This window comes from Mesorhizobium sp. WSM4822 (assembly GCF_055811155.1).
This window is the reverse complement of record NZ_JBVVQM010000004.1, coordinates 266,558-278,979: the sequence shown is the minus strand read 5'-3', so window position 1 is coordinate 278,979 and position 12,422 is coordinate 266,558. Positions and strand designations below refer to the sequence as shown.

The following is a 12,422-nucleotide window of genomic DNA, read 5'->3' as shown; positions in this document are numbered from 1 at the left end:
CTTAGGCGCGCAGAGGCTGCTCGACAAGCCATCGTAGCGGTCTCGGTGGGAGAGACATAACGGCTGGCACGATTCCTGCGATATCAGGCTTGAACACTGAGATTCTGTGCCAATGTTGAACAGGCGAACACTGCTGACCGGGACCGCAGGCTTTGCCGTTATGGGCCTTGCGCTCGGCAAGGCGGTGGCCGCAAGCTTGAGCGGCATCGAGAAAGCCTCGATGCGCGGCTCGATCAATGCCACAGAACTCGGCGTGCAGCCCGGCACATCAGACGATCAGAGCAAGGCCTTCGCCAAGCTGCTGCGTGACGCCAATGCCCGCGATATGCCGGTGTTCCTGCCGCCCGGCACCTATGTCGTCTCCAATCTTTCACTGCCCGGCCGCGTACGTCTTTCCGGGGTGCCGGGCGCGACGCGCGTCGTTTACGGCGGTGACGGCCACCTTTTCATGGCCGAACAGGCTGACCATATCGAACTCAGCGGTCTGGTCTTTGATGGTTCGAACCGCACGATGGGCGGTTACACGCAAGGGCTGCTCGATCTGCGCCGTATCGCGCACCTCGCCATCGACAATTGTCAGATCACCGGCAGCGGCAAGAACGGACTGGCGCTGGAACACGCGATCGGCCGGATCGAGCGCAGCGAGATATCGGGCGCCGCCGATGCCGGCATTTACTCGGTCGAGGCTGGCGGGCTGTCCATTACGGGCAACACCGTCTCCGATTGCGCCAATGGCGGCATCCTCGTGCACCGCTGGCAGGTGGCCGAAGACGGCACCATGGTCACCGGCAACCGCGTCCAACGGATCCAGGCACGCAGCGGCGGAACCGGGCAGAACGGCAACGGCATCAATGCCTTTCGCGCCGGCAATGTCGTCATCTCGGGCAACATCGTCTCGGACTGCGCCTTCTCGGCGATCCGCGCCAACAGCGCCAGCAACCTGCAGATATCGGGTAACACCTGCTCGCGCTCGGGCGAAACGGCGGTCTATTCCGAGTTCTCGTTCGAAGGCGCCATCATCAGCAACAACATCGTCGACGGCGCCGCCAACGGCATCTCGATCGTCAATTTCAACGAAGGCGGCCGCATGGGCGTCTGCTCCGGCAACATCGTGCGCAATCTGTCGACCAGCGGTCCCTACCCCGCCGACTCGCCGGGATTTGGCGTCGGCATCGGCGTTGAGGCCGACACCACCGTTTCCAACAACGTCATCGAGAACGCGCCGCTTTATGGCATGCAGATCGGCTGGGGTCCCTACCTGCGCAATGTCGTCGCTACGGGCAACATCATCCGCAAGGCCGGAACCGGTATCGTCGTGTCCGTGGTCGAGGGTGCCGGCACGGCGGTCATTTCAGACAATATCATCGACGGCGCGCTCAACGGTGCGGTTGTCGGCCAGCGCTGGGCCGAGCCCGCAACAGGCGACCTCGCCTCGTCAAACGATACCGGCTATGCGCATCTGACCGTCGAGCGCAATCACGTCAGTTGAGGGCTGCCGTCGGCCTCAGCGCCCCGACCTTGGCACCGTTGCGGTTTTCGATGGGCGTGTTTGCCAACTCGCTCAGCTTGAACGCCAATGCCTCGTCGGCGCGCAACAGTTTGGCGAGGACGGTGGCAATCATGGCTTCGCCGGCGCGGCCGGCGCCATCATCGCATTTGAGCGCGATGCCGAGACCAAGCTCCGGAATTGCGGCACAATGGACGCCCTCGGCGCCGCCTTTGGTGAAAATCCGCCCTGGTGCGGCCTCCATCAGTGCGACGTCTTCGCGGCCTGTGCCGGCAACGAAGAACGGCTCGGCCATGCAGGCGGAAAGTAGCCGCCTCGCGGCCTTGGCTCGCTCGGGGCCAAAACCTGATGTCGTGGCCATGCGGGCAAAGCCGATCGCAAAACTCCTGAGCGGCACCGCATAGGTTGGGATCGAACAGCCATCGATGGCCCGCTGGTCCTCACCATGGACAGCGCCCGTCACCGATTGCATGGCGTCGCGCACCAGTTCCTGCAGGCCATGTCCCGGCTTGACATAGCCACGATGCGCAATGCCCGCGTGGACGCAGGTGCAGAGGAAGCCGGAATGCTTGCCGGAGCAATTGTTGTGCAATGCGTTCGGCGAGCCGCCGGCGCGGGCGAGCGCAATCTCGGCGTCATGATTGGACGGCCAATGCGTGCCGCATTCGAGCGCCGACCCATCCAGCCCCACCTTGGACAGCATGGATCGCGCCAGTTCGACATGGGCCGGCTCGCCCGAGTGGGACGCACAGGCGAGCGCCAGTTCGCGGTTGCCGAAGCCATAGGCATCGGCCGCACCGCTTTCGACCAGCGGCAGTGCCTGGATCGCCTTGACCGCCGAGCGCGGAAACACCGGCTTGGCTGTGTCGCCGATCTCCCAGACGGGCTTGCCATCGCCATCGAAGACCGCGACTGAGCCGCGATGCGCGCTCTCGACGATCGCGCCGCGCAACACTTCGATCAGAACCGGATTTGTCATGAACCCTCCCGTAAATGCGGGCGGTTTACCTGATCCGGTCGAGAATGGAAACGTAGTTGGCGACCGCGGCACCGCCCATATTGAAGATGCCGCCAAGCTTGGCGCCCGGCACCTGGATGCCGCCGGCCTCGCCGACAAGCTGCATGGCGGTCAAGACATGCATCGACACGCCCGTGGCGCCGATCGGATGGCCCTTGGCCTTCAGCCCACCGGAGGGATTGACCGGCAGGCGGCCATCCCTGGCCGTTGTGCCGTCCAGCGCCAGCTTGGCCCCCTCTCCCGGCTTGGCAAGACCCATCGCCTCATATTCGATCAGTTCGGCAATGGTGAAGCAGTCATGCGTCTCGACGAAGGACAGATCGTCGAGCGTCACGCCGGCTGATTTCAACGCCCGGTTCCAGGCCTGTTCGCAGCCTTCGAAGGTCAGGATGTCGCGCTTCGACATCGGCAGGAAATCCTGCACATGCTCGTTGGCGCGGAAGGCAACGGCACGGCGCATCTTCAGCGCCGTGGCGGTGTCGGCAAGGATAAGGGCGGCGGCGCCGTCGGAGACCAGCGAGCAGTCGGTGCGCTTCAGTGGGCCGGCAACGAACGGGTTCTTCTCGCTCTCCTGGCGGCAGAACTCGTAGCCGAAATCCTTGCGCATCTGTGCATAGGGGTTGTCGACGCCGTTCTTGTGGTTCTTGGCGGCAATCATGGCCAGCGCATCCGACTGGTCGCCGTAGCGCTGAAAATAGGCCTGCGCGATCTTGCCGAAGACGCCGGCGAAACCCGCCGGTGTCTCGCCGTCCTCGGGCAGATAGGACGCCTTGAGCAGGTTCTTGCCGATCTCCGGCCCCGGCGTCGTCGTCATCTGCTCGGCGCCGACCACCAGCACGATGCGGGCGGCATTGGCGTCGATGGCGCGGATGCCCTGACGGACCGCGGCCGATCCGGTGGCGCAAGCGTTCTCGACGCGCGTCGCCGGCTTGAAGCGCAGCCGGTCGTCGGCCTGAAGCACCAGGCCGGCGGTAAAATCCTGCGCCGAAAAGCCGGCGTTGAAATGTCCAAGCACGATCTCGTCGACCTCGTCGGGACCGATGCCGGCATGGTCGAGCGCGTCGGTTGCCACCTTGACGATCAGATTTTCGAGCGTTTCGCCCTCGAGCTTGCCGAAGCGCGAATGCGCCCAGCCAACGATGCATGCGGTCATGGCGGTCTCCATCCTTGGCGCCAGCCTAACATGTGGGCTCACGGCGCATTTCGCCTTTATTGTTCAAATATAAACAATCCTGCCCACTTCGTGAAGGGCGGGAGGCGGACAATCGCTTGGTACAGCCAAGATCGCGGTCGATTTTTTTGTTGATTGACGCGTCAATAAAAAATAATCCTGTTTTCTCAAAGGATCATCGCGAGATGCCGAAAGTCGGAATGGAACCGCTGCGCCGCAAGGCGCTGATCGACGCGACGATCTCGGCGATCGGCGAGCGCGGCTCGCTCGACGTCACCATGTCCGAGATCGCCGGACGCGCCGGGGTTTCGTCGGCTCTTGCCCATCACTATTTCGGCGCCAAGGACGAGTTGTTGCTGGCGACGATGCGGCACATCCTGGCCGAACTGACCATCGACATGCGACGCGCCCTTCAATCGGCTGGTACCGCGCGCCAGCGCGTTTCGGCGGTGGTCGCCGTCAACTTCTCCGACATCCAGTTCCAGCCGGAAACCATCGCCGCCTGGCTCGCCTTCTATGTCGAGGCGCAGAAATCATCGGCCTTGCGCCGGCTGCTCAGGGTCTATGCGCGGCGGCTGCACTCGAACCTGATGAGCGGGCTTGTCGGCATCCTGCCCAGGGCCGAGGCCGACCGCGCCGCCGAAGCGACTGCGGCGATGATCGACGGGCTCTACATCAGGCGGGCGCTGAAAGACGGCGTGCCTGATGCCGCGACCGCAATCGCGCTGGTCGAGGACTATCTCGAAACAAAACTTGGCGAGCGGCGCAAACAGTGACAACGAAGCGACCCAATTTTCTGATCGTCATGGTCGACCAGCTCAACGGAACCTTGTTTCCGGACGGCCCGGCGGATTTTCTGCACACACCGCATCTGAAAGCGTTGGCTGCGCGTTCGGCGCGCTTTGCCAACAACTATACGGCGTCGCCGCTCTGCGCACCGGGCCGTGCCTCGTTCATGAGCGGGCAATTGCCGTCGCGCACCGGCGTCTATGACAACGCCGCCGAATTCGCCTCATCGATCCCGACCTTCGCCCATCATCTGCGCGCCGCCGGCTACTACACCTGCCTGTCGGGCAAGATGCATTTCGTCGGGCCGGACCAGTTGCACGGTTTCGAGGAACGGCTGACGACCGACATCTACCCTGCCGATTTCGGCTGGACGCCGGACTACCGCAAGCCCGGCGAGCGTATCGACTGGTGGTATCACAATCTGGGCTCGGTGACCGGCGCCGGCGTTGCCGAGATCACCAACCAGATGGAGTATGACGACGAGGTCGTGTTCCTAGCCACACAGAAGCTCTATCAGCTTTCGCGCGAACAGGACGATGCGAGCCATCGGCCATGGTGCCTCACCGTCTCGCTGTCGCACCCGCACGATCCCTATGTCGCGCGCAAGCAGTATTGGGATCTCTATGAGCATTGCCAGGCGCTGGATCCGGAAACCGGGTTCATCGCGCATGACGAGCAGGATGCGCATTCCCGGCGGCTGTACCACGCCAGCGATTATCCTTCCTTCGAGATCACGCCGGAACAGGTGCGTCGTTCGCGGCAGGGCTATTTCGCCAACATCTCCTATGTCGACGACAAGCTGGGCGAGATCCTGGATGTTCTCGAGCGCACCCGCATGGCCGACGACACAATCATCCTGTTCTGCTCGGACCACGGCGACATGCTCGGCGAGCGCGGCCTATGGTTCAAGATGAGCTTCTTCGAGGGCTCGGCGCGCGTGCCGCTGATGATTGCCGGCAAGGGCGTTCACGCCGGGCTGATCGAGACGCCGGTTTCCAATCTTGACGTGGCGCCGACGCTTTGCGACCTCGCCGGCATCGACATCGCTGCAATCGCGCCGTGGACCGACGGCCAGTCGCTGCTGCCGCTCACCAAGGGTATTGAGCGCACCGCGCCGGTGCTGATGGAATATGCGGCCGAAGGGTCCAACGCGCCCTTGGTTGCGATCCGCGACGGCAGATACAAATTCGTCCATTGTGAACTCGATCCGCCGCAACTGTTCGATCTCGAAGCCGATCCGCTCGAACGGGACAATCTGGCCGACGACGCGGCCAATGCGGGCCTGGTGGCGGCATTCATGGACAAGGTCCAGGCGCGCTGGGACATGGCCGGCTTCGACGCCGCTGTCCGCGAAAACCAGGCGCGCCGCTGGGTCGTCTATCCGGCGCTGCGCAACGGCGCCTATTACCCCTGGGATTTCCAGCCGCTGCAAAAAGCGTCCGAGCGTTACATGCGCAATCACATGAACCTCGACAATCTCGAAGAGAGCAAAAGGTATCCGCGAGGCGAATGATGTCAGACCTTCTCGTCCCCTCCCTCGACCATCTCAAGCAGGCCTATGCCGTCACCTCCAGGGCGACGCAGATCACACCGCTGCTGGAATCGGCGGCACTGGCCCGCGAGACGGGTGCGGCCCGCGTCTTCATCAAGCCGGAATCGCTGCAATGGGCCGGATCGTTCAAGGTGCGCGGCGCCTATTGGCGCCTGAAGCAGCTTTCCACTGATGAGGCCAGGAAAGGCGTCGTCGCCTACTCCTCCGGCAATTTCGCGCAAGGGCTGGCGGCTGCCGGCCAGGCGCTCGGCATTCCCGTCACCATCGTCATGCCGATCGACGCACCGGCCGCCAAGCGTGATGCTACGGCCGGCTATGGCGCCCGCGTCGTGCTGACCGACCATGGCGAACGCGCGCGTGAGGAAGTCGCCGCCGCCAAGGCACGCGAGATCGCCGAGACCGAAGGCTTGGCCCTGCTGCATCCATTTGACGATCCGGAGATCGTTGCCGGCCAGGCGGGCGCCGGCCTCGAAGCGCTTGACCAACTCGAAGCCAAAGGCGCCAGCGCCGATCTTTTGTTCTGCTCGGTCGGTGGCGGTGGGCTGATCGGCGGCGTTTCGCTCGCCTTCCACTATCTGTCGCCCGCCACTGAGATCATCGGCGTCGAACCTGAAGGTTTCAACGGCATGGGCTCGTCGCTGGCACATGGCAGCATCGAGACGATGCCGATCGGGCCGAAGTCGATCTGCGACGGGCTGATGTCGCGACGGCCGGGCGACGCGCCTTTCGCGGCAGTCAAGACCGCCGGTGTTCGCGGCATCACCGTCGACGACCAATCGGTGCGCAGCGCCATGCGGATCGCCTTCGAGCGCATGAAGCTGGTGCTGGAGCCGTCTGGTGCTGCCTCGCTCGCCGCACTGCTCGGCGGCAAGGTGGATGTGAGGGGCAAGACCGCCCTTGTTGTGGCTACCGGCGGCAATGTCTCGCTCGCCGATTTCATGGCGCATATGAACCATGCTTGAAGCAGATTTCGTCATCATCGGCTCCGGCTCGGCCGGCTCGGCCATGGCCTATCGCCTGTCTGAAGACGGCAAGCATTCGGTCATCGTCATCGAATTCGGCGGCAGCGATATCGGGCCGCTGATCCAGATGCCGTCGGCGCTGTCGATCCCACTCAACATGAGCCTCTACGACTGGGGTTTTGCCAGCGAGCCGGAACCGCATCTCGGCGGCCGCGTGCTGGCGACACCGCGCGGCAAGGTTATCGGCGGCTCGTCCTCGATCAACGGCATGGTCTATGTGCGCGGCCACGCCCGCGATTTCGACCATTGGGCCGAAGAGGGTGCGGCCGGCTGGGGCTTCGCCGACGTGCTCCCCTATTTCAAGCGTATGGAAGATTCGGACGGCGGCGAGGATGGCTGGCGCGGCCACGGCGGGCCGCTGCATGTGCAGCGCGGCTCGCGTAAAAATCCGCTCTATGGCGCCTTTGTCGAGGCTGGTCGCCAGGCCGGGTTCGAACTGACCGAAGACTACAATGGTTCCAAGCAGGAAGGTTTTGGGCCGATGGAGCAGACCATCAGCGGCGGTCGCCGCTGGTCGGCGGCATCGGCCTATCTGAAGCCGGCGCTGAAGCGCAAAAATGTGAGTCTGGTCAAGGGCTTTGCGCGGCGCGTGATTATCGAGAATCAACGCGCCATCGGCGTCGAGATCGAAGCTCACAAACAGATTCAGGTCGTTAAGGCGCGACGTGAGGTGATCGTCGCCGCATCGTCGATCAATTCGCCCAAGATACTGATGCTGTCCGGCATCGGCCCGGCCGAGCATTTGCGCGAAAACGGCATTCCGGTGGTGGCCGACCGGCCCGGTGTCGGCCGCAATCTGCAGGATCATATGGAGCTCTACATCCAGCAGGAATCATTGCTGCCGATCACGCTCAATTCGGTGCTGAACCCGTTCTCGAAAGCACTCATCGGAGCGCAGTGGTTGTTCCTCAAGACCGGGCTTGGCGCCACCAACCACTTCGAAGCGGCAGCCTTCGTGCGCTCGCGCGCCGGCGTCGACTACCCCGATATCCAGTACCATTTCATCCCGGCGGCAGTCCGCTATGATGGCAAGGCGGCTGCGAAATCGCACGGCTTCCAGGCGCATGTCGGACCGATGCGCTCGAAGTCGCGCGGTTCGGTGACGCTGCGTTCGCCGGACCCGAAATCCAAGCCGATGATCCGCTTCAACTACATGTCGCATCCAGACGATTGGGAGGAGTTCCGCCACTGCATCAGGCTGACGCGCGAGATCTTCGGGCAGTCGGCGTTCGACCCCTATCGGGGCAAGGAAATCTCTCCGGGCAGCCACATTCAGTCGGACGACGAGCTCGACATCTTCATCCGCGATCATGCCGAGAGCGCCTACCATCCTTGCGGCACTTGCAAGATGGGCCGCGCCGACGACATGATGAGCGTCGTCGATCCGGAATGCCGGGTCATTGGCGTCGAAGGATTGCGGGTCGCCGATTCCTCGATCTTCCCGCGCGTCACCAACGGCAATCTCAATGCGCCATCGATCATGACCGGGGAGAAGGCTTCCGATCACATCCTTGGCCGGACACCGCTGGCGCCGTCCAACCAGGAACCATGGATCAATCCGCGCTGGCAGGCGTCGGACAGATAGAGCATGATCGTGACTGCACGATCATGCATGCCGCGAAGACGATTTGGAGACCTCCCATGCGCGCCCAGCCCACGGCATCGCACTATGTCAACGGACGCTACATCGAGGACGAAGGCGGCGCGCCGCTGCCGGTCATCTATCCGGCAACCGGTGAGACCATCGCCATGCTGCGTTCGGCGACGCCGAACGTGCTGGAACTCGCCGTCGAGGCGGCGCGGGCGGCGCAGCCCGCCTGGGCGCGGCTGAAGCCGGTCGAGCGCGGGCGCATCCTGCGCCGCGCCGCCGACATATTGCGCGCCCGCAACGCCGACCTCGCCCGCATCGAGACACTGGATACAGGCAAGGCGATCCAGGAAACGCTGATGGCGGACGCCCCATCGGCAGCGGACTGCCTTGAATATTTCGGCGGTGCGGTTGCCGCCTACAATGGCGAGTCGGTCGATCTCGGCGGACCCTTCGCCTACACAAGGCGCGAAGCGCTCGGCGTCTGTGTCGGCATCGGCGCCTGGAACTACCCGATCCAGATCGCCGGCTGGAAATCGGCACCGGCGCTCGCCATGGGCAACGCCATGGTGTTCAAGCCATCGGAAAACACGCCGCTTTCAGCACTCGCACTGGCGGAGATCTACAGCGAGGCCGGGCTGCCTGACGGCCTGTTCAACGTGGTGCAAGGCTATGGCGATGTCGGCGCCGGGCTCGTCGGCCACGATGTCGTCGCCAAGGTCTCGGTGACCGGCTCGGTGCCGACCGGCCGCAAGGTGCTGTCGCTGGCCGGCTCGAAGATGAAGCACGCGACGATGGAACTCGGCGGCAAGTCGCCGCTGATCGTCTTCGACGATGCCGACATCGAGAACGCCATCGGCGGCGCCATGCTCGGCAATTTCTATTCGACCGGGCAGATCTGTTCCAACGGCACGCGCGTCTTCGTGCAGAGCGGCATTCACGACCGCTTCGTCGAGCGTCTGATCGAGCGGACCAAGAAAATCCGCATCGGCGACCCGCTCGACCCCGAAACCCAGATGGGGCCGCTGGTTTCCAAGGCGCAGCACGACAAGGTAGTGGGCTATATCGAGATCGGCAAGCAGGACGGAGCAACGCTTGCCTGTGGCGGCAACGTGCCTTCGCTGCAGGGTTTCCAGGGCGGATTCTTTGTCGAGCCAACGGTGTTCACCGGCGTCACCGACACAATGCGCATCGCCCGCGAGGAGATTTTCGGGCCTGTCATGAGCGTGCTGAAATTCGACGGTGAGGACGAGGTGATCGACCGCGCCAACGACACCGAATTCGGCCTTGCCGCCGGCGTCTTCACGCGTGACCTGCCGCGCGCCCACCGCGTTATTGCCGAGCTGCAGGCCGGCACCTGCTGGATCAACGCCTACAATCTGACGCCGGTCGAAATCCCGTTCGGCGGCTTCAAACAGTCGGGCATCGGACGTGAGAATTCATTGGCGGCGCTGGCACTCTATTCGCAGCTGAAGTCGATCTATGTCGAGACGGGCGACGTGGCGAGCCCGTACTGATCAACCCTCTACGCCTTCGGGTCGGCCGTGCTGTCCAGATACTGGGTCAGCGCACAGACCAGATGATAGAAGATGCTGGCGGGCACGTCCGATGCCAGTGAGCGGCCGCGCTCGTCGATGCGATCGATCCACAGGCCGAGCGGCGCCGGGTCGATGTGCCAGCGAAACAGCCGGCCGACGCGCGCTTCGATCTCGGGCTTCAGGTCCGGCCCGCCCGAACCATCCAGCGCGATAGCCGCCTTCACCGCTTCGGCCTGCGGCCAGCTGCGTGATATCAGGTCGAGCGGCAGGCCCTGCCGCGAGACGGCGCCATAAGCAAGGCCGGTGGCGCGGTTGAGGCCATTGGCAGTGGCCGACGCGTAGAGTTTTCTGGCAAAGCCGCTCAATTCGGCCTGGCCGCTGCGTCCAGCGAAATCAACCAGCAGCGAGGCCCACTCGAAATGGTGGCCAGGCTCGGTCCATGACCCTTTCTCTCCTGCGGATGGCTTCCATTCGGCATCGAAATACTCGCCAAGCGTCCAGCTTTCCGGATCGAAGAAATGACTTCGGAAGAGGTCGATGATGCGCGCTGCGCGGCGCAGATGGGCGCGCTCGCCAGTCGCCTGATGCCAAGCGAGGAAGGCCTCGAGCAGATGCATATGCGGGTTGGAGCGGCGCTCGCCTTTGCCGTCCGATGTCTCGAGGAAGCCGGTCATGCGGCTGTCTTCGAGATGCGCATCGAGAAAGGCGAAGGTTTCCTCGCCGAGGCGCAAGGCGTCTGGATTGCCAGACATATGCGCATGCGCGAGCGCCAGGAGCACGCAGGAATGATCGTAGGCATCCTCGGTGGCGTCGGCGACCGAACCGTCGACATTCAGCGCCCGAACCCAGCCGCCCTTGTCGGTGCGGCCCTTGCCGGCCATGAAGGCGATGCCGTGGCTGATCAGCCGGTCGGCCGGACCGTCCCAGCCGCGCGCTCGGGCGACGGCGAAAGCATAGACCTGCCTTGCCATGGTGCGCATGCGCTTGGGCTTCATCAGCGGCGAGGCGTCCAGGCCGAGCGCTTCGTGAAAGCCGCCATGGCGTTCGTCGACCCCCGATGTCGACCACAGCGGCAAGGTCTCCTGAAACAGCCAGTGATGCACGCGCCGGCGCCAGGCGCCGCTTTCGATGACGCGGTCATGCGCCGGCGTGAACCTGGTTTCAAGGCGACCCGATTTTTCGAGCTGCTCGACGATCTTCTTGACGTGCTGGCTGTGGCTGACCGGGGCGACGAAGGTGGCATCCGATGTCGAAACGATGGCGATGTCCTTCATGCCGATCGCCGACAGCAGGCGGCCATCACTGCGAATGTAGGAATTCTCGCAATCGATAGCGACGACATCGCCGATGATGACATTGCCCCGGTCGTCGGCGGGGCCGACATCGAGCAGCGACTGCCAGGAGCCGAGATCGTTCCAGCGGAAGCCGGCCGGCACCATGGCGATGTCTTTTGCCCGCTCCATGATGGCGTAGTCGATCGAGTTCGACGGAATGGTGGCGTAGAGTTCTAGCGGCATGTAAAGGCCGGACAGATCCGATGTCGCTGCCCTGTAAGCTGCTTCGGTGGCCAGCCAGATATCCGGCTGGAACGCTATGAAGGCATCACGCATGGCGACGGCGCGAAACAGGAAGATACCGGTGTTCCAGTAGAAATTTCCGGCCTTGAGATAGCTTTGCGCAGTCTCAATATCCGGCTTTTCGACGAAGCGCGACACATCGAAGGTGCCGCCGCTTTCGGCCGCGACCTCGATATAGCCGTAGCCGGTCTCGGGCTGTGTCGGCTTGATGCCGAACACCACCAGCCGTCCACTACGCGCTGCCTCGGTGCCGGCTTCGACGCTATGCCAGAATTGGCGCGGGGTCGATATCTCATGATCCGACGGCACCACCAGCACCAGGCTGTCACCGAATTCGGACAGCGTGCGCAGCGTCGCCAGTGCGACGGCGGCGGCTGTGTTGCGCCCGGTCGGCTCGAACAGCGGACCGCCGCCGGCGAGGTCGAGACCAGCAAGATCGGCGTGAACGCGATCAGCATGGCGCTCCGCGGCGATCAGGAAGATCGGCGTTTCGCCTTCCGGCCGGGCCGTCAGCCGGCGCAAGGTCTTGGCCAGCATCGAGCCATCGCCGGACAGATCGTGGAACTGCTTGGGGTTGTCCTCGCGCGACAGCGGCCACAATCTCGAGCCGACGCCGCCGCTCATGACAAAACTGACAATCCGCTCGGTCATTCAACTACC

At 63.7% G+C, this 12,422-nt stretch carries 9 protein-coding genes; 6 read left to right on the top strand and 3 right to left on the bottom strand.

The features are described 5' to 3' along the window. Positions 1–112: 112 nt before the first annotated feature. Positions 113–1,489: a TIGR03808 family TAT-translocated repetitive protein gene (locus AC0L3E_RS12000; RefSeq protein WP_127397351.1), complete on the top strand. Its 1,377-nt coding sequence runs from the start codon at positions 113–115 to the stop codon at positions 1,487–1,489. Here the strand turns inward: AC0L3E_RS12000 and AC0L3E_RS11995 are convergent. Together AC0L3E_RS11995 and AC0L3E_RS11990 are read right to left on the bottom strand one after the other, a co-directional pair. Then, positions 1,482–2,486 carry an asparaginase gene (locus tag AC0L3E_RS11995; RefSeq protein WP_473604842.1) on the bottom strand — a complete coding sequence of 335 codons (1,005 nt, stop codon included), beginning with the start codon at positions 2,484–2,486 and terminating at the stop codon, positions 1,482–1,484. The genes AC0L3E_RS12000 and AC0L3E_RS11995 overlap by 8 nt on opposite strands. 25 nt (positions 2,487–2,511) lie before the next feature. Further along, entirely contained in the window at positions 2,512–3,678 is a 1,167-nt protein-coding gene (locus tag AC0L3E_RS11990) for an acetyl-CoA acetyltransferase (RefSeq protein WP_473604841.1), read from the bottom strand. Positions 3,679–3,881: 203 nt separating this feature from the next. Between AC0L3E_RS11990 and betI the strand changes: the two genes are divergently transcribed. The 5 genes from betI to betB are packed head-to-tail and all read left to right on the top strand — an operon-like array spanning position 3,882 to position 10,164. Continuing rightward, positions 3,882–4,472: a choline-binding transcriptional repressor BetI gene (gene betI / locus AC0L3E_RS11985; RefSeq protein WP_127322783.1), complete on the top strand. Its 591-nt coding sequence runs from the start codon at positions 3,882–3,884 to the stop codon at positions 4,470–4,472. Then, positions 4,469–5,998 carry a choline-sulfatase gene (gene betC / locus AC0L3E_RS11980; RefSeq protein WP_127380077.1) on the top strand — a complete coding sequence of 510 codons (1,530 nt, stop codon included), beginning with the start codon at positions 4,469–4,471 and terminating at the stop codon, positions 5,996–5,998. The genes betI and betC overlap by 4 nt, the downstream gene beginning before the upstream one ends. Then, complete coding sequence (locus tag AC0L3E_RS11975) at positions 5,998–6,999, top strand: threonine/serine dehydratase (protein WP_292335925.1); 1,002 nt, start codon at positions 5,998–6,000, stop codon at positions 6,997–6,999. The genes betC and AC0L3E_RS11975 overlap by 1 nt, the downstream gene beginning before the upstream one ends. Then, the gene (gene betA / locus AC0L3E_RS11970; protein WP_128307592.1) at positions 6,992–8,644 is read left to right on the top strand and encodes a choline dehydrogenase; all 1,653 of its coding nucleotides are present in this window, start codon (positions 6,992–6,994) and stop codon (positions 8,642–8,644) included. The genes AC0L3E_RS11975 and betA overlap by 8 nt, the downstream gene beginning before the upstream one ends. Before the next feature lie 56 nt (positions 8,645–8,700). Continuing rightward, the gene (betB, locus tag AC0L3E_RS11965) at positions 8,701–10,164 is read left to right on the top strand and encodes a betaine-aldehyde dehydrogenase (RefSeq protein WP_473604840.1); all 1,464 of its coding nucleotides are present in this window, start codon (positions 8,701–8,703) and stop codon (positions 10,162–10,164) included. An 8-nt stretch (positions 10,165–10,172) separates the two neighbouring features. Here the strand turns inward: betB and AC0L3E_RS11960 are convergent, their stop codons facing one another. Next, a complete protein-coding gene (locus tag AC0L3E_RS11960; RefSeq protein ID WP_473604839.1) occupies positions 10,173–12,413 on the bottom strand; it encodes a mannose-1-phosphate guanylyltransferase/mannose-6-phosphate isomerase in 2,241 nt (746 codons plus the stop codon). Between the last annotated feature and the right edge of the window lie 9 nt (positions 12,414–12,422).